Annotated in this window: 16 protein-coding genes, 1 pseudogene and 1 riboswitch; of the genes and pseudogenes, 11 read left to right on the forward strand and 6 right to left on the reverse strand. The window is 64.3% G+C overall.

Annotated features, from left to right (window positions below; all coding sequences use genetic code 11):
- Window positions 1–41 precede the first annotated feature (41 nt).
- The 5 genes from PALO_RS02130 to PALO_RS02150 all read right to left on the reverse strand — a co-directional run bounded on the left by PALO_RS02130 (window position 42) and on the right by PALO_RS02150 (window position 4526).
- Window positions 42–305 (reverse strand): GlsB/YeaQ/YmgE family stress response membrane protein, encoded by a 264-nt coding sequence (locus PALO_RS02130; protein WP_015582220.1) that lies wholly within the window; start codon window positions 303–305, stop codon window positions 42–44.
- 146 nt (window positions 306–451) lie between these two features.
- A complete protein-coding gene (locus tag PALO_RS02135; protein WP_015582221.1) occupies window positions 452–1714 on the reverse strand; it encodes a phospholipase D-like domain-containing protein in 1263 nt (420 codons plus the stop codon).
- Between the two features lie 86 nt (window positions 1715–1800).
- On the reverse strand, window positions 1801–2454 hold the full coding sequence (locus PALO_RS02140) for a methionine ABC transporter permease (protein ID WP_004808932.1): 654 nt from the start codon (window positions 2452–2454) through the stop codon (window positions 1801–1803).
- A complete protein-coding gene (locus tag PALO_RS02145; RefSeq protein WP_015582222.1) occupies window positions 2454–3533 on the reverse strand; it encodes a methionine ABC transporter ATP-binding protein in 1080 nt (359 codons plus the stop codon). The genes PALO_RS02140 and PALO_RS02145 overlap by 1 nt, the downstream gene beginning before the upstream one ends.
- A 30-nt stretch (window positions 3534–3563) precedes the next feature.
- A complete protein-coding gene (locus PALO_RS02150; RefSeq protein ID WP_004808930.1) occupies window positions 3564–4526 on the reverse strand; it encodes a MetQ/NlpA family ABC transporter substrate-binding protein in 963 nt (320 codons plus the stop codon).
- Between the two features lie 112 nt (window positions 4527–4638).
- Here PALO_RS02150 and PALO_RS13075 point away from each other — a divergent pair.
- The 11 genes and pseudogenes from PALO_RS13075 (at window position 4639) to purH (ending at window position 17325) form a co-directional block, all read left to right on the forward strand.
- Window positions 4639–4950 (forward strand): annotated as a pseudogene (locus PALO_RS13075) (hypothetical protein).
- Window positions 4951–4963: 13 nt separating this feature from the next.
- On the forward strand, window positions 4964–7396 hold the full coding sequence (pcrA, locus tag PALO_RS02155; RefSeq protein WP_015582224.1) for a DNA helicase PcrA: 2433 nt from the start codon (window positions 4964–4966) through the stop codon (window positions 7394–7396).
- Between the two features lie 211 nt (window positions 7397–7607).
- On the forward strand, window positions 7608–8783 hold the full coding sequence (gene sucC, locus PALO_RS02160) for an ADP-forming succinate--CoA ligase subunit beta (RefSeq protein ID WP_015582225.1): 1176 nt from the start codon (window positions 7608–7610) through the stop codon (window positions 8781–8783).
- Between the two features lie 3 nt (window positions 8784–8786).
- The gene (gene sucD / locus PALO_RS02165; RefSeq protein ID WP_004808927.1) at window positions 8787–9680 is read left to right on the forward strand and encodes a succinate--CoA ligase subunit alpha; all 894 of its coding nucleotides are present in this window, start codon (window positions 8787–8789) and stop codon (window positions 9678–9680) included.
- A 154-nt stretch (window positions 9681–9834) separates the two neighbouring features.
- Window positions 9835–11418, forward strand: a complete 1584-nt coding sequence (locus PALO_RS02170; RefSeq protein WP_015582226.1) for a cell division protein PerM — start codon at window positions 9835–9837, stop codon at window positions 11416–11418.
- Window positions 11419–11523: 105 nt separating this feature from the next.
- A riboswitch (FMN riboswitch) is annotated at window positions 11524–11658 on the forward strand.
- A 70-nt stretch (window positions 11659–11728) separates the two neighbouring features.
- Window positions 11729–12724, forward strand: a complete 996-nt coding sequence (ribD, locus tag PALO_RS02175) for a bifunctional diaminohydroxyphosphoribosylaminopyrimidine deaminase/5-amino-6-(5-phosphoribosylamino)uracil reductase RibD (RefSeq protein WP_015582227.1) — start codon at window positions 11729–11731, stop codon at window positions 12722–12724.
- An 8-nt stretch (window positions 12725–12732) separates the two neighbouring features.
- Window positions 12733–13332, forward strand: a complete 600-nt coding sequence (locus PALO_RS02180) for a riboflavin synthase (protein ID WP_015582228.1) — start codon at window positions 12733–12735, stop codon at window positions 13330–13332.
- Window positions 13326–14621: a 3,4-dihydroxy-2-butanone-4-phosphate synthase gene (gene ribB, locus PALO_RS02185; protein ID WP_015582229.1), complete on the forward strand. Its 1296-nt coding sequence runs from the start codon at window positions 13326–13328 to the stop codon at window positions 14619–14621. Before PALO_RS02180 ends, ribB begins: the two co-directional genes overlap by 7 nt.
- 2 nt (window positions 14622–14623) lie before the next feature.
- Window positions 14624–15139, forward strand: coding sequence for a 6,7-dimethyl-8-ribityllumazine synthase (gene ribH, locus PALO_RS02190; RefSeq protein ID WP_041710205.1), 516 nt, complete (start codon window positions 14624–14626; stop codon window positions 15137–15139).
- A 9-nt stretch (window positions 15140–15148) separates the two neighbouring features.
- The gene (purN, locus tag PALO_RS02195) at window positions 15149–15778 is read left to right on the forward strand and encodes a phosphoribosylglycinamide formyltransferase (protein ID WP_015582231.1); all 630 of its coding nucleotides are present in this window, start codon (window positions 15149–15151) and stop codon (window positions 15776–15778) included.
- Window positions 15775–17325, forward strand: a complete 1551-nt coding sequence (purH, locus tag PALO_RS02200; RefSeq protein WP_015582232.1) for a bifunctional phosphoribosylaminoimidazolecarboxamide formyltransferase/IMP cyclohydrolase — start codon at window positions 15775–15777, stop codon at window positions 17323–17325. The genes purN and purH overlap by 4 nt, the downstream gene beginning before the upstream one ends.
- A gap of 128 nt (window positions 17326–17453) precedes the next feature.
- Here the strand turns inward: purH and PALO_RS12450 are convergent, their stop codons facing one another.
- Window positions 17454–17774: a hypothetical protein gene (locus tag PALO_RS12450; protein ID WP_177166502.1), complete on the reverse strand. Its 321-nt coding sequence runs from the start codon at window positions 17772–17774 to the stop codon at window positions 17454–17456.
- Window positions 17775–17852: the final 78 nt, after the last annotated feature.

The following is a 17852-nucleotide window of genomic DNA, read 5'->3' on the forward strand; positions in this document are numbered from 1 at the left end:
AGGACGGGGCCTCGCTGGAGAGAGGATGAGAGATCAGTAGGTCACTGGCTCTTCTTCTTGGTGATGGCACCCCAGATCCACAGGACGATGAGGGCACCGACGATTGAGATGAGCCAGGTCCAGAGGTTCCAGAAGTCGCCAAGGGGCTTGTTGAAGATGAGGGAGCCGAGCCAGCCACCAAGAACCGCGCCCACGACGCCGAGAAGGAGGGTGACGAGGATGCCGCCGCCCTGCTTGCCCGGCATGATGGCCTTGGCGATGGCGCCGGCGATGAGCCCGAGAACAATCCATGCAAAGAATCCCATGCGTCTAGTGTCGTTGACGATGGGTCAAAACGTCCAGTAACGATCATGAATCGTAGCCGAGTACTTAACCAAAAGTACGTATTGTTACCAGCGACAACATTTGCCTGGCTAGGCAATACGTCATTTTTTACGCTGGCGACGGAATCTTAGAAAAATGGTCGCCATGGGGACAACAGCGCCTCGGTGAATTTTGCGACGTTGGATCGCGACTGCCATTCGTCGAGGGTGAGCTCCACGCAGTTCGCCATGTCGATCTCGAATATTTCAGCCATCCGCTCGGCGACAGTGGGATCAGTGATGGCGACGTTGACCTCATAGTTGCCCTGGAGGGACAACCTGTCGAGGTTGGCCGTGCCGATCGTCGACCAGATGCCGTCAATGGTGCAGGTCTTGGCATGCACCATGGCCCCCTGGTAGAGAAAGAGTCGTACTCCCTGATGAAGGAGCCGGTCGTAGTAGCCACGGCTCAGCCAGTCGGCGATGACGTGATTCGACTCGGCGGGAATGACGATACGCACGTCAACCCCGCGGGAGGTCGCCTGGTGAAGGGCAGCGACGACGTCGTCGTCCGGAATGAGATAACCCTGGGTCATCCAGATCCGCTCACTGGCGCGGTCAATGGCCTCGAGGTACATGTTTCGAATGGGATAGACGGCCATCCGCGGGGAGTTGCGGTGTACCGCGAAGGGGGTGTCCCAGTAGCGCACCCCGGGGGAGGGCAGCACCGGCTGATTGCGTCGCGAGACCAGCGCCCCCTTGGGGCGCTGGTTCCACATGTCGACGAAGGTGTTCTCCAATTCCCCGACGGCCGGGCCGGTGATACGGGCGTGGGTGTCACGCCACCGATCCGCGTAGAGGGACCCGATGTTGTACCCACCGATGTAGGCGACGCCGGAGTCGACGACGAGGAGCTTGCGGTGGTCGCGGCCCATGTTGCGGATGGTTGGCATCCATGACGGGGTGACGAGCGGTTGGGCGCGCACATGGACGCCGTGCAGCTCGCGGAAGAAGCGCGGATCGACGACGAGGTTGGCGAAGGTGTCCCACATCGCATAGACCTCGACGCCTCGGGCAGCGGCGGTGACGAGGGCCTGGCGGAACTGTCGCCCGACCTCGTCGTTCTTCCAGATGAAGGTTTCGAGATAAATGGTGTGCTGAGCCGCCTCGATGTCGGCGATCATCGCAGCGTAGAGGTCACGTCCGAAGGTGAAGATCTCGACCTGGTGATCGCCCACCTCGAGGGATTCCACCGGGGCGGTGGGGAAGCGGTAGGGGCGGCGACCCCGTCTCCTGACGCCGTTGAAGACGACGAGTCCTGCCATCGTGGCCATCTGGGCGGCAACCGTTCCGCCCGCTACCCAGTGCAGGACGCGGCGAAGGGTGGTTTTCTGGCGAGGGGCCCGGGTCATGTGCTCAGGGTACCGGCCCCCGAACACCGGCTGCGAGGCAGTCGGCGTCGAGGGCCCGGAAGCGCTGTGTCATGACGACTGGTTGATTACCGGCGCAGTGCCCGTCGCGCCAACCAATTGCCCAGGAACTGGGCCAGCTGGACGACGATGATGATCGTCACGACGGCAACGGCCGTTACCGTCCAGTCGTACCGCTGATAACCGTAAGTGATGGCGAACTGGCCCAGGCCGCCACCGCCCAGAGCACCGGCGATGGCCGTCATGTCGACGATCGCGATGAGGATGTAGGTGTATCCGAGAATCAGCGGGCCCAGGGCCTCACGGGCCACGACGTCGAAGAGGATCCGCCACGGACCGGCGCCCATGGCGCGCGCAGCCTCGATGACACCGGGCTCGACGGTGACGAGGTTCTGCTCGACGATTCGGGAGATCGCGAAGGTGGCCGCGATGCACAGTGGGAAGGTGGCGGCACGAACGCCGATCGTCGTTCCGACGACCTTGAGTGTCAGTGGAGCGATCGCCGTCATGAAGATGATGAACGGTATCGGCCGGATGATGTTGACGATGACGTTGAGAATGGTGTGGACGACCTTGTTGGCGAGCAGCCCACCGCGACGGGTGGCGTAGAGCAGGATGCCCATCACCAGTCCACAGATACCACCGATCACCAGGGTGATCAGGGCCATGAAGAGGGTCTCCCAGATGGACTGCAGATATATCGGACGCAGGTAATCACTCATCAGTGGTCCTCCTGACTGGTGGTCGTGGTGGCAGCCGTGTCGGAGGCGTCGGTCAGGATCCGGGCAGCCTTCTCGACGGCCTCGTCGGAGCCCGACAAGGCCACGGTGTAATTGCCCAGCGAGCCGCCGTGGACCTCGATGACCCCACCGTGGACGATCCGGAAGGAAGCCCCGGTCTGGCCGATACGAGCCAGCGCGTCCCCGAAGGCGTCACTGGACACCGAGCTGACGTCGACCAGGCGAGTGCCAGGGTTCTCCGAGCGCAGCCGGGCCTCTTCCTCCCCACTGGGATGCTGACCGATGATCGTCGAGAGGAAGCGCTGGGTGGTCTCGGACTGTGGATGGGCGAAGACCTGTCGGGCGCTCCCGGTCTCGACGAGGTGTCCGGCTTCCAGCACCGAGACCTGCTGAGCGATGGAACGGACGACCTCCATCTCGTGGGTGATGACGACAACCGTCACCCCGAGAACCTCGTTGACCCGCTTGAGCAGGGAGAGGACGTCAGCCGTCGTCTCCGGGTCGAGGGCGGAGGTGGATTCGTCAGCCAACAGGATCGACGGCTTGGTGGCCAGCGCCCTGGCGATTCCGACTCGCTGCATCTGTCCGCCGGAGAGCTGGTTGGGATGATCCCATGCCTTGCTCGTCAGCCCGACGAAGCTCAGCAGCTCGGTGACGCGCTCCTTCTCCTGGGCCTTCTTCCAGCGAGCCAGCTTGAGTGGGTAGGCGACGTTGTCGTAGATGGTCCGGGACCCGAACAGGTTGAACTGCTGGAAGATCATCCCGATGTCGGTCCGCAGCGGGCGCATCGCCTTGTCGGAGAGCTGGGAGACGTCGGTGCCGTCAACCAGCACCCGCCCGCTCGTCGGGGATTCCAACCCGTTGATGAGGCGCACCAGGGTGGATTTTCCAGCGCCGGAATGTCCGATGACCGCTGAGATGGAACCTTTCTTGATCGCCAGGCTCACGTCGTCCAAGGCTCGCACCGACCCGGTACGGGTCTGGAAGTCCTTGGTGACGTGTTCGAAGACGATGTGGTCAGGACACTGCGGCGCCGAAGCAGGCGCGACATCTGTTGCCATGGGGAGCCTCGCTGGAAAATCGGATAGAGATCAGGAATTCGACTTCTTGATTTCGGTGGTCAGATCGCCCAAGATCTTGTCGAGATCGGCCTGGGAACGATCAGAAACGACCTTGGCAGTGCCGCCCGACTGCTTGATGATCGACTTCTGAACCTCGGGGTCCGACCACAGCTTGGCGACCTTCTTGTAGGTCTCGTTGTTCTTGTCAGCGGCCTTGGCAGCAATGATGTTGACGTAGGGGTCGGCCGACTTGCCGGTGGCGTTGTCCTTGTAGAGAACCTTGTTGAGATCCAGGCCGGCGTCGGCGGCGAAGTTGTTGTTGATGACCGCAGCATCGACACCGTCGAGGGAGGCAGCCGTCTGGGCGGCGTCAATGGCCTTGACCTTCACCTTGGACTGGTTGGCGATGACGTCGGCAGGGGTCGACAGGGCCGACCCGCCGTTGCGTAGCTTGAGCAATCCGGCCTTCTGCAGCACGAGAAGGGCACGTCCCTGATTGGTGGCGTCGTTCGGAATGGCAACGGTGACCCCGGCCGGAAGTTGGGAGACCTGCTGGTACTTCTTGGAGTAGATGTTCAACGGGACGACGTAGGTCGCGGAGATCGCGGTGAGGTTGTCGTGGTTCTTGACGTTGTAGTCAGCCAGGAAGAGCAGGTGCTGGAAGACGTTGAGGTCGACCTGCCCCTGGGACAGGGCGACGTTGGGCTGGGTGTAATCGTTGAAGTTGACGACCTCAATGTTGATGCCCTCGGCGGAGGCCTTCTTCTTGAGGACCTTCCAGTAGTCGTTGGCGGCCTCGGTGGTGCCGATCTTGACGGTCGTCGTGCCGCCAGCTGCTGAGTCGTCACCCTTGTTCTTGTTCACCGCGAAGATGATGCCGGCGATGATCGCCAGCACGACGATGATGATGCCGACGATGAGGCCGGTGTGGTGGCCACCGGGCTTTTCGGGAAGAGCCTCGGGGGTCGACGCCGAGGGGGTGGATGCGCTCATGAGTTGGTCTCCTGGATATGTCTTGAGTGGATTCGGGTGAAGATGCGATCGGGTACGGCACGTCGGTCTGCGTGAGTGTGCAGATGTGGGCATAGATCGACCACTGGCATGAATCAGTGGGAGAGAGGGGCCGGAAGTCCTGCCGGCGGAATTAGTCCGCCGTCAGCAGGTGCCGAGCATTCGCAGGTAGCACGAGCGGCACATCATCATCGAGGCCGCGCGAAGGTCGGCGTCGATGGTGTGGCTGAAGGCCGCAGTCATAGCAGTGCTCCTGAATTCTGGTGGCGGCCCTGACCGGGCCGAGCTTTCCCAGAATTTACGGCCATTCATCCGATGCTGTCAATACGTGAGCGCCTGTTTCACTGGGTTAACGCCAGTGAGTCATGGGATCAGCGCCCTGTGGAGGGCCCTGACGGGCCGGTAAGCTGTGAGCCGCCATGACGACACCGGATCTGTTTTCGTTCTTCGAGTCGACCAATGAGAGGCGCCACCCGGTCGAGCCGGGGGTCTTGCCGACGCATGCCGCGATGACTACGGCAGGAGTCTCTTCCGCCGATCTGCTGGCCGACCTCAACGAGCCCCAGCGTGAGGCCGTCCTGCATGCGGGGGCCCCGGTCCTCGTGGTGGCCGGTGCTGGTTCGGGCAAGACCCGTGTCCTGACCCGTCGTATCGCGCACCTGGTGGGGGAGCGCGGTGTCCATCCCGGTTCCATTCTGGCCATCACCTTCACCAACAAGGCTGCGGCTGAGATGAAGGCGCGCGTCGTCGATCTGGTAGGTAACCGGGCCAAGCCGATGTGGGTGTCGACCTTCCATTCCGCTGCGGTGAGAATGCTGCGGACCGACATTGATCGCCTGGACATCTCGCGCAATTTCTCCATTTATGACGACACCGACGCGAAACGACTCATCACCCTGGTGGCCCGCGATCAGAATCTGGACCCGAAGAAGTTCCAGCCACGGGCGATCATGAACTGGATCTCGAACCAGAAGAACGAGCTCATCACTCCCGATCAGGCTCTCGAGAATGCCAGTAGCGGAAACGATCGAACGAATGCTGAGGTCTATGCCGAGTACCAGCGTCGCCTTCGTGCTGCGAACGCCCTGGACTTCGACGACCTCATCATGTGCACCGTCACCCTGCTGAGGCAGTTCCCGGACGTGCGTGAGCAGTATCGCCGCCGTTTCCGCCACGTCCTCGTCGATGAGTACCAGGACACCAACACTGCTCAGTATCAGTTCATCCGGGAGCTGTGCGGGGATGATCCGGTGTCATTGGCTGACGGAGCGCGCAGCGTCGATTCGCCCGAGCTCATGGTCGTGGGTGACTCGGATCAGTCGATTTACGCCTTCCGTGGCGCGACAATTCGTAACATCCTTGATTTCGAGAAGGATTTCCCCGGCGCTCGGACGATCCTGTTGGAACAGAATTACCGCTCCACGCAGACGATTCTCACCGCCGCGAACAATCTCATCAAGGTCAACCCGAACCGTCCGGCCAAGAATCTGTGGACCGATCAGGGTGACGGCGACAAGATCGTCGGATATGTCGCTGACACCGAACATGACGAAGCGGCTTGGGTGGCGCGACGCACCGACGAGCTCGTGGACGAGGGACGCACCAGTTACGGACAGGTCGCGGTGTTCTACCGCACCAACGCCCAGTCGCGAGCTTTTGAGGATGTCTTCATTCGCACCGGTCTGCCGTACCGGGTCGTCGGAGGCGTGAAGTTCTACGAGCGTAAGGAGGTTCGCGACGCGGTGAGTTACCTGCGCACCATCGCCAACCCCTCCGACGACGTCTCGCTGCGACGCATCCTCAACACCCCACGTCGCGGAATCGGCGCGCGGGCCGAGGCCGCCGTCGAGATGTTCGCCACTGCTCGACGGATCAGCTTCTGGGAGGCCCTCAGGCGGATCGACGAGATCAATGGACTGGCAACGAGATCGGTCAACCAGATCCGAGCCTTCGTCAGCTTGATGGAGGACCACGTCGCGATGGTCGAGCAGGGCAGGCGAGCTGATGAGATCACCAGCTCCATCCTCAAGGAATCCGGCTACATCGCCGAGCTCGAGAACTCCAAGGACCCCCAGGACGAGACGAGGCTGGAGAACCTCGTCGAGCTGGTCTCGGTGGCCCAGGAATTCGTGGCCAGGGTCCACGCCATCGACATCGATGCCGCAGCGGAAGGCGATGTCGAGGACCTCGAGTTGTCGGCCGACGACTCCCTGCCGGCCTTCCTGGAACAGATCGCCCTGGTCGCCGATTCGGACCAGTTGCCGACTGGTTCCGACGGGGTCGTCACCCTGATGACCCTGCACACCGCCAAGGGCTTGGAGTTCGACACCGTCTTCATCACTGGATTCGAGGACGGCGTCTTCCCCCACATGAGGTCCCTGGCAGACGCCACCGAACTGGCGGAGGAGAGACGGCTGGCCTATGTGGGCATCACCCGTGCTCGCAAACAGTTGTTCCTGTCCCGGGCGGCGGTACGGACGATGTGGGGGCAGGCCCAGTACAACCCGCCGAGCCGATTCGTCGACGAGATCCCCGAGCGCCTCATCGAGTGGGAGAGGCTCGGCCAGGTCTCGGTGGGATGGTCGACCTCCGCGAGTGGTCGCTCACATTCGGCACGCGGATCCTTGCATGACGGCTCCCCTGCCTTCGGGTCCGGACGGGGACCTGCGAATGCTCCCAGGAGCAAGTCCCTCTCGCTGTCCGTGGGGGACAAGGTGCTGCACTCTACCTTCGGACTCGGCACCGTCAAAGCCACTTCTGGTCAGGGTGAGAACGCCAAGGCTGACGTCGATTTCGGGTCGGCTGGTCTCAAGAGATTGGCGCTGAAATTCGCTCCGCTCGAGAAGCTGTGAGCACGGCCTCAGGGGTTTTCCCACGTCAGATCGCTCGACGTCGTGACACCGGGTGGGCACTGGACCGTCGGGGTTGTTAATCTGTTCTCGGTGGGCAAACGACCAACCGCGTCGACCTCATTGTGAACATTCTTGTGTTCGAGATGGCAGGTTGCCGTCAGCCCCGTTCCCGGCCCGGCAACGGCCGGTCGACTCGCAGAGTGGAGAGATTGTGGACCTGTACGAATACCAAGCCCGCGACCTGTTTGAGAAGCACGGTGTGCCTGTGCTTCGAGGCGTCGTCGCGGAGATTCCCGAGCAGGCGTCCGAGGCCGCAGTGAAGCTCGGCACCCCCGTCGTCGCCGTCAAGGCGCAGGTCAAGGTGGGTGGCCGTGGCAAGGCTGGCGGCGTGAAGATCGCCAAGTCCCCTCAGGAGGCGGCCGAGCACGCCAAGGCCATCCTGGGCATGGACATCAAGGGTCACGCCGTTCACAAGGTGATGATCGCCGAGGGAGCTGACATTGCCGAGGAGTACTACTTCTCGATCCTGCTCGACCGTGGTGAGCGTCGCTACCTGGCGATGTGCTCTCGTGAGGGCGGCATGGACATCGAGACCCTCGCCAAGGAGCGGCCCGAGGCCCTGGCCAAGGTGCCGGTCGACCCGATCGACGGCATCGACGAGGCCAAGGCTCGTGAGATCCTCACCGAGGCTGGCTTCCCCGAGGGCGAGCAGGACGCCATCGTCCCGGCTGTCGTCAAGCTGTGGGAGACCTACCGGGACGAGGACGCCACCCTCGTCGAGGTCAACCCGATGATCAAGACCGGTGACGGACGCATCCTCGCCATCGACGGCAAGATGACCGTCGACAACAACGCTTCCTTCCGTCAGCCCGAGCATGCAGCCCTGGTGGACCGCGCCACCACCGACCCGTTGGAGCTGCGCGCCGGTGAGCTCGGCCTCAACTACGTCAAGCTCGACGGCAATGTCGGCGTCATCGGAAACGGCGCCGGCCTCGTTATGAGCACCCTGGACTGCGTCGCCTACGCCGGCGAGGAGTTCCCGGGATCCCCGAAGCCTGCCAACTTCCTCGACATCGGCGGTGGCGCCTCGGCCGAGATCATGGCCAACGGCCTTGACCTCATCATGGGCGACGAGCAGGTCCGTTCCGTCTTCGTCAACGTCTTCGGCGGCATCACCGCCTGCGACCAGGTGGCGCTGGGAATCAAGGGCGCTCTCGAGAAGCTGGGCGAGAAGGCCTCCAAGCCGCTCGTCGTCCGTCTTGACGGCAACAACGTGGCCGAGGGCCGCAAGATTCTCGAGGAATTCAACCACCCGCTCGTGACCATGGTCCCGACCATGGACGAGGCCGCCAGCAAGGCCGCCGAGCTCGCATCCAAGGAGGCCTGAGACATGGCGATCATTCTCGACCAGAACTCCAAGATCATCGTCCAGGGCATGACCGGCTCGGAGGGCATGAAGCACACCCAGCGCATGCTCGACTCCGGCACCGCCGTCGTCGGTGGCGTCAACCCGCGCAAGGCGGGCACCACCGTGTCCTTCAACGGTGGCATCACCGTCCCGGTCTACGGCAGCGTCAAGGAGGCCGTCGAGGCCACCGGCGCCAACGTGTCCGTGATCTTCGTCCCGGCCAAGTTCACCAAGTCGGCCGTCATGGAGGCCATCGAGGCCGAGGTCCCGCTGGTTGTCTGCATCACCGAGGGTGTCGCCGTCAAGGACACCGCGGAGTTCTTCACCGCCGCCCAGCGTTCCGGCAAGACCCGCATCATCGGCCCGAACTGCCCGGGCATCATCAGCCCCGGGAAGTCCAACGCCGGCATCATTCCCGCCGACATCTCCGGTCCGGGACGCGTGGGCCTGGTCTCCAAGTCCGGCACCCTGACCTACCAGCTCATGTACGAGGTGCGTGACCTGGGCATCTCGACGGCCATCGGCATCGGCGGCGACCCGATCATCGGGACCACCCACATCGATGCCCTGCAGGCCTTCGAGGACGACCCGGAGACCGACATCATCGTCATGATCGGTGAGATCGGTGGCGACGCAGAGGAGCGCGCAGCTAAGTACATCTCTGAGCATGTCACGAAGCCGGTTGTGGCTTACGTGGCTGGCTTCACCGCTCCTGAAGGAAAGACGATGGGTCACGCCGGCGCCATCGTGTCCGGTTCCTCGGGCACCGCGGCTGCCAAGAAGGAGGCTCTCGAGGCTGTTGGCGTTCGCGTCGGCAAGACCCCGACCGAGACCGCCAAGCTGGCTCACGAGGCGATGGACTCACTCAAGAAGTGACGCCCTGATCCTGTGTTCGCACGGAACCCGGCCCCCTTGTGGAGCCGGGTTCCGTGCGTTGCGTCGTGCTCCCAGGTGTGGTGACTCAGAATCGTCGCCGGTGGAAGGTAGGGTTCCAGATGATCTTCTTCCCCGAACCGAACAGGACTCCCACATGGGCACATCTGGCTCGACATCGACCTCGGCGAGGTTCGTCGTTGAGTCCTCCGAGGCCGACGAGCCTCGTGAGCCTCGCGTCCCGTGGCCATGGCCGGTCGTCGTCCTGGCGGCCGCAGCAGCGGCCATCCTGGCCCAATGGCTCGCCCTGGCCGGGATCATCGTCCCGGAGTGGTTGTCCAGTAACGGTCGGTCCTTCCCGAGCATGCTCGTTGCGGCGTCGAGCCTCTGGCTGAGTGGCCACGGTGTGCCCATCGACATCATCGGGATCCACGTCGGCCTCATCCCGCTGGGGCTCACCTGCGTCAGCCTGCTGCTCGGTGAGGAAGCCTGCCGCTATGGCACCCGCGTCCTGTGGCATCGCCACGACGGACACCCGCCACGTCGACATGTCGGTGAGGCGATTGCCCTCCACACCACCATCGAGCTTCTCGCGGCAATCATCATGACGGCTGCCGCCGGAACGTCCCACTGGGTGACGGCCATGGTTGGTGCCCTTCTCATTGGACTGTGCTCAGGTCTCGTCGGGGCTAGTCGCGGTGCACGCGTCAACCCGTTTGGCGGCTTGCCCCGCTGGGCTCGTGGACTGCCGAAAGCTGTTGGGTCGACCGTTGCCATCTGCCTGGCAGGCGGATCAGCCGCACTAGCCGTCGCCCTGCTCGTGCACGCGAGCAACGTGGTCCACCTGCACCAACAGATCGGGGCCACCGGATGGGGGGGAGTCTGCCTCATCCTGCTGCAACTGGCCTGGCTGCCCACCATGGCACTGTGGGGAACCGCATGGACGGTCGGCCCGGGGTTTGCCCTTGGAACTGAGACCTTCGTCTCCCCGCTCGGAACACACCTCGGGATCGTCCCGGCGTTGCCAGTGCTTGGGGCCTTGCCCTCCAACGGTCCGTTGAGCCCGGCTGCCTGTGCCTGGTTTGCCGTCCCGGTGACTGCCGGAATCGTCGGTGGCATTCTTGTCATGAAGTCCCTGCCGGAGGCCGGGTTCGAGATCGGAGCGGGTATCGGTGCTCTTTCTGGTCTGCTGTCCGGGCTCGTGTTGGCCATCCTGGGCCTGCTGAGTCGTGGCAGCCTGGGCGACGGACGCCTCAGTGAGGTCGGCACGATCATGCCGGCCATGGCTGGATGCGCGGTCGGCATCCTCACCCTGGTGACGATGCTGTGCGGGTTCGCCGTCGGTATGACTCGCCAGCTGCAATCCGAGGAGTCGCGTCAGGGGCGTGCAGAGCGTCGCGAGGCACACAAGGAAGCCCACGCAGCCAAGTCCGAGGAGCGGGCCCGGAGCCGGGCTGCCAGGAAACAGGCTAAGGCCGAGAAGAAAGCTGCTGCGGAAGCGGCTGACGCGGAGGAGACCCGCGCCGTTCAGGCCGAGGACCTAGATGCTGGTGAGGGTGCGACCTCGGTCGAGAATGAGTCGTCGTGGAAGGACACCGGGTCGAGGAGGATCACCCGTCCCACGGCTGCGTCCAAGGACATCAAGGCGGTCGAGGAAGAGATCATCGGCCACGGCATCTACGACTCCATTCAGAACGATCACGGGAACCCCGACAACGGGGACACCACCCACCATTCCTGAGCCGGGCGAGATCGCCTTCAGGGGTGACGTCGTGCCCCCTGCCGGCGTGAACTCCTGGGGTGACGTCACACGCCGTGGCAAATGGGTGCATACTTGTCCGCAAGCACACGTGCTCCGGGGTCGGTGAAAGTCCGAACCGGCGGTGACAGTCCGCGACCCGAGCCGTCCTCGTGACGGTGAGGTTGAACCGGTGGAATTCCGGTACCGACGGTTAAAGTCCGGATGGGAGGCAGCACGGCAGGTGGCTGGCGTCGTCAGCCCCGTGTGTCGTCCTTGCGCACCCCGGAGTCGCAACGGCCCGGGAGGACAGATGGACCAGCGGTGGGGCGACGCCATGACGCTCGCCCTGAACTTGGCAGCGAACTCGCCATGCCCTGACCCGAATCCGCGTGTCGGCTGCGTCATCGTCGCCGATGGTCAGGTTGTCGGGCAGGGATGGCATCACGGGGCGGGAACCTCACACGCCGAGGTGGAGGCACTGCATCAGGCTGGCGACGCTGCCCGGGGAGCAACTGCCGTCGTCACCCTGGAACCGTGCAATCACACCGGACGCACCGGTCCATGCAGCCATGCCCTGCGCGAGGCCGGGGTTTCCCGCGTCGTCATCGCTCAGTCCGACCCCAACCCGGTGGCAGTTGGGGGAGAACAGTTCCTGCGCACCAACGGGGTCGAAGTCATCACGGGTGTTCTTTCCGAGGCTGCCATGGCTCTCAACGCCGACTGGACGTTCAGCCAGACCCACCGACGCCCCCGGGTGTGCTGGAAGTACGCCGCCACCCTCGACGGACGCAGCGCCGCTCCCGACGGCACAAGTCAGTGGATCACCGGGGAAGAGGCGCGTCACCAAGTGCAGATCGGCCGCTCCCGGTGCGGGGCGATCGTCGTCGGTACCGGAACAGCTCTGGCTGACGATCCTCGACTGACGGTCCGGCTGTCCGAAGCCACCTGTCAGCCGCTGCGCGTCGTGGTGGGGATGAGGGACCTGCCTGCCGGTTGCCATCTCCACGACGATTCCGCCGAGACCTTGCAGATTCTCAGCCACGACCCCGTCGAGGTGCTTGACGTGTTGTGGCATCGCGGCATCCACCGGGTCTGGCTCGAGGGCGGTCCACGCCTGGCCGGAGCATTCCTGGCCGCCGACCTCGTTGACGAGGTCATCGCCCACATCGCACCGACGGTGTTGGGAGACGGTCGGGCAGCCGTCATCGATCCCACCGTCACCACCTTGGCCTTGGCCCACCACTTCGTCGTCGACGACGTGTGCCGGCTGGGTCCTGACATCCAAATCCGCGCACACCACGAGTGAGGAGACCCATGTTCACCGGAATCATCGAGGAGATTGGCGAGGTCGTCGCCATCGACAAGGGACAGGAGTCGGCTCGGCTGTCCATCCGCGGACCCGTGGTCTGTTCCGACGCCCGGCTCGGTGCGTCCATCGCCGTCAACGGCACCTGCCTGACGGTCACCGACCTTGACGAGGTGACCTTCGGCTGTGACGTCATGGCCGAGACCCTCAACCGCACTGCCCTGGGGTGGTTGGCCCCGGGGAGCAGGGTCAATCTGGAGCGCCCGGTGGCCGTGGCGGGACGCCTCGGTGGACACATCGTCCAGGGGCATGTCGATGGGGTCACCGAACTCGTCTCCCGTACTCCCGGCGACCACTGGGAGGTCTTCCGATTCAGCCTTCCCACCACGCTGGCCAGGTACGTCGTCGAGAAGGGGTCGATCGCGATCAACGGCACATCCCTGACGGTCTGCGAGGTCAGTTCCGAGTGGTTCGAGGTGAGCCTCATCCCGACCACCCTCACCGGCACGGTCCTCGGTGGTCTCGAACCTGGCGAACCCGTGAACATCGAGGTCGACGTCATCGCGAAATACCTGGAATCCCTCGTGAACAAGGAGAAGTCATGCTGAACACCATCGAGGAGGCGCTGGCCGAGCTGCGCGTCGGACGTCCGGTGCTGGTTGCCGACGACGCCGACCGGGAGAACGAGGGAGACGCCATCCTCGCCGCTGAGCTGGCTGATCCACGCTGGGTCGGATGGATGGTCCGCCACACTTCCGGGTACCTGTGCGCACCCATGACCGACGAGCACGCTGACCAACTCGGTCTGCCCCTCATGTGGCCCGCCAACCAGGACCCGCTGCGAACCCGCTACACCGTCGCCGTCGACGCGGCATCCGGGATAACGACCGGTATCGATGCCGCCCAGCGTGCCCGCACCGCTCGAGTTCTCGCAAGCGCCACCTCGACCTCCGCTGACCTCGTCCGTCCCGGCCACGTCCTGCCGCTACGGGCCCGCGCCGGGGGAGTGCTGGAGAGGCGCGGTCACACCGAGGCCGCCGTCGACCTCGCCCGGCTGGCCGGCTTGGAACCCGTCGGTCTCATTGGTGAACTCGTGGGGGATGACGGTATGTGTCTGCGTACCGACTCCATAGCCGAGCTGGCCCGCACCGAGGATCTGGCCTTCGTCACCATCGATCAACTGGCGCAGTGGCGGCTCTCCCATGATCCGGCTGACACCACTGCGGCACCTCGCGTGACGGCCCTTGCCAGCGCGGAATTGCCGACCCGGCACGGCCAATTCACGATGACCGGTTACCGGGACAACCTCACCGGGGCCGAACACGTCCTGCTCATGTCTGACAAGGGGATCTACGCCGACGACGGTGGCCCAGCCTGGGTGAGGGTGCACTCGGAATGCCTCACCGGCGACGCCCTGGGATCCCTGCGCTGCGATTGCGGGGACCAGCTGGCGGCTGCCCAGGCTCACGTCAACGAGCACGGCGGGGCCATCATCCTGCTTCGTGGCCACGAGGGACGGGCGACTGGTCTGCTCAACAAGATTGCGGCCTACCGGGCTCAGGATGGTGGGCTCGACACCGTCGACGCCCAGACTCATCTCGGTCTACCCATCGACGCACGTGAGTACGGCGCGGCGGTGGCGATCCTGGCTGATGCCGGTGTTTCTGCCGTCCGCCTGCTCACGAACAACCCTGCCAAGGTGGATGCTCTGCGTGAAGGAGGACTTGAGGTGACGATGTCGCCTCTCGAGATTCCGGCCCGTCCCGAGGACGAGCGGTACCTGCGTACGAAACGCGATCGGATGGGACATCTGCTGGCACTCGACCACGACATGCCCGAGATCACCACGCCCGACCTGAACCATCCTGAACCCGCCCGGAGCACCCAAGGAGAATGATCATGAGCTCTCGTACCAATGTGGGACCTGCTGCCCCTGACCTCAGCAACCTCGACGGCAGTGGCCTTCAGGTCGCCGTCGTCGCATCGCAATGGCATGACAAGGTCATGAATGGCCTGCTTGCCGGTGCCCTGCGTGGCCTGGCCGACGCAGGGGTGGACGATCCCGTCGTCGTCAGAGTGCCGGGATCCTTCGAACTCCCGGTGGCCTGTGCCGCCCTCGCCGACCACTTCGACGCCCTCGTTGCCCTCGGCGTGGTCATTCGGGGAGGAACCCCGCACTTCGACTACGTCTGCGACGCCGCCACGCGGGGCATCACGGATGTCGCCGTACGCACCAGGACCCCCATCGGATTTGGCGTCCTGACCTGCGATGACGATGCCCAGGCTCTCGACCGCGCGGGGCTGGAAGGATCCCACGAGGACAAGGGACATGAGGCCGCTCAAGCCGCAGTCGCCACCTTCACGGCCCTGTCCGCCGTCACAGCCTCGCGCCCCACACAGGCCTTGAGGGCTTAGGGTGGGGGCGTGACCGTTCGTGTTGTCGTGCTCGTCTCGGGCACCGGAACCCTGTTGCAATCCCTCATCGACAACCTGCCCGAAGAGGTGACCATCGTCGCCGTCGGCTCCGACCAGCCTGGCGCCGTCGCCCTGCAACGAGCCGAGAAGGCCGGCATCCCCACCTTTGCCGAACCCCTCCCCAGGGCCGACGCCGACCAGCGGGTCACCATGAGGGAGGCCTGGGACGCGCGACTGACCGACGACGTCTCCCGGTTCGATCCTGACCTGGTCGTCTGTGCTGGCTTCATGAAGCTGCTCGGGACGACCTTCCTGGATCGTTTCGGGGGACGCACCATCAATTCCCATCCGGCCTTGCTGCCGTCCTTCCCCGGGATCCACGGTCCCCGCGATGCTCTGGACTACGGAGTCAAGATCACCGGTGCCACCGTCTTCGTAGTCGACGCCGGGGTCGACACCGGTCGGATCCTTGCCCAGCGGGCCGTGCCCGTCCGGGCCGACGACACCGTCGAGTCCCTCCATGAACGTATCAAGGTGGAGGAACGAGAGATGCTCGTCGAAGTCGTCACAGAACTTGCCGGGGCTCGCCCCGGTACGCAAGAACTCGGCACCGAACCGTCCCGGAAGGATCCACAGTGAGTGAACGTCAACCCATCCGTCGAGCCCTCGTCTCCGTCTATGACAAGTCTGGCCTTGGCCAGTTGGCCAAGGCCCTCATCGACGCCAAGGTCGAGGTCGTCTCGACCGGCTCGACCGCCAAGGAGCTGGCCTCCCACGGGGTGACGGTGACCGAGGTCAGTGAGGTCACCGGATTCCCGGAGTGCCTCGACGGTCGCGTCAAGACCCTCCACCCGAAGATTCACGCCGGCATCCTTGCTGATCGCCGACTGGAGTCCCATCGTGATCAGCTGGCCGAGCTCGACGTCAAACCTTTCGACCTCGTGGTGTGCAACCTCTACCCCTTCTCCGAGACCGTGGCGCGCGGGGGAGATTTCGACGAGTGCATCGAGAAGATCGACATCGGTGGCCCGTCGATGGTCCGCGCGGCCGCCAAGAATCACGCGAGCGTTGCCGTCGTCACCAACCCTGACCAGTACGAGGACCTCGCCCGAGCCCTGTCCGAGGGCGGCTACACCGGCGAGGAGCGTCGCGTCCTGGCAGCCCGAGCATTCGCCCACACCGCTGCCTACGACGTCGCGGTGGCCACCTGGTTCGCCACTCGCAACGGGGTCTCCGGCGAGGGAGTGCCGGCCTTCGTCGGCATGACTGGTGAGCTTATCCATCCGCTGCGCTACGGCGAGAACTCCCACCAAGCTGCTGCGGTCTACCAGAGCCCCGGCGAGCCCGGTCTGGCCGGAGCTCGGCAGCTGCATGGCAAGGCCATGAGCTACAACAACTACGTTGACACCAACTCGGCCCGTCGCGCTGCCTTCGACTTCGAGGAGCCGTGCGTCGCCGTCATCAAGCACTCCAATCCGTGCGGCATCGCCACCGGTTCGGACATTGCCGAGGCCCATCGCAAGGCCCACGCCTGTGACTCGCTGAGCGCCTTCGGCGGCGTCATCGCCACCAACCGCCCAGTCAGTGTCGCGATGGCCGAGCAGGTCGCCGAGATCTTCACCGAGGTTGTCGTCGCTCCCGGATACGAGGACGGGGCCGTGGAGATCCTGTCCCGCAAGAAGAACATCCGCCTGCTGGAGGCACCCGCGCCCGAGGTGGCCGGCTGGGAGCTGCGCCAGATCGACGGTGGGCTGCTGGCCATGGAGGCGGATGTCTTCCAGGCCGAGGGTGACGACCCGAGCCAGTGGACCCTCGCGGCTGGTGAGGCCGTCGACGATGCCACCCTGGCCGATCTGCTCTTCGCGTGGAAGGCCTGCCGCTCGGTGAAGTCCAACGCCATCCTCCTGGCCCATGGCGGAGCCTCGGTCGGCGTCGGCATGGGTCAGGTCAACCGCGTCGACTCATGCCGTCTGGCCGTGGAGCGGGCCGGTGATCGCGCCGCCGGATCGGTGGCCGCATCCGACGCCTTCTTCCCCTTTGCCGACGGTCCTCAGGTCCTCATCGATGCCAATGCCAAGGCCATCGTCGAGCCGGGCGGATCGATTCGTGACGACGAGACCATCGAGGCCTGCCGTAAGGCTGGCGTCGCTCTCTACCTCACTGGAACGAGGCACTTCTTCCACTGATCCCGGCTCCTCGAGCTGACCCTTACACCGAGACAGACATCTCGGTGTAAGGGTCAGCTCGAGGACCAACGACACGTGAAGGGGCCCGGACCATGATGGTCCGGGCCCCGCGTGGTTCTTCGGGAAGGTCAGTCGAGCTCAGCGATGTAATCCCACAGGGCGACGACGCGCTTGCCGTCAGGTGCCCAGCGAACCATGCCCTCGCCCGAGGAGGCAATGGTGTGGATCTTGAAGGTCACCTTCTGTCCCTTGTCGATCTTGGTGGGAATCGTCGATCCCTTGACCGGCTGTGCCCAGTGGTACTCACCGGCTTCGTCCTGGACGTTGAACTGCTTGACCGACAGCGGAACCGTCCCGATCGCCTCGGAGACCGTCACCGTCCACGTGAGGTCTGCTTCCTCCGCGCCAACCTTCGTTCCAGGCGGGGCAGTGGGACCGTTGACGTTCATGACCACCGAGTTGCCACGGTCAAGGTTCACCTTGACCTCGACTCCCTGATAGGAGAGGGCCGGCTTCTGGACGGTTCC

The organism is Cutibacterium avidum 44067 (genome assembly GCF_000367205.1).
Taxonomy (GTDB): Bacteria; Actinomycetota; Actinomycetes; order Propionibacteriales; family Propionibacteriaceae; genus Cutibacterium; species Cutibacterium avidum.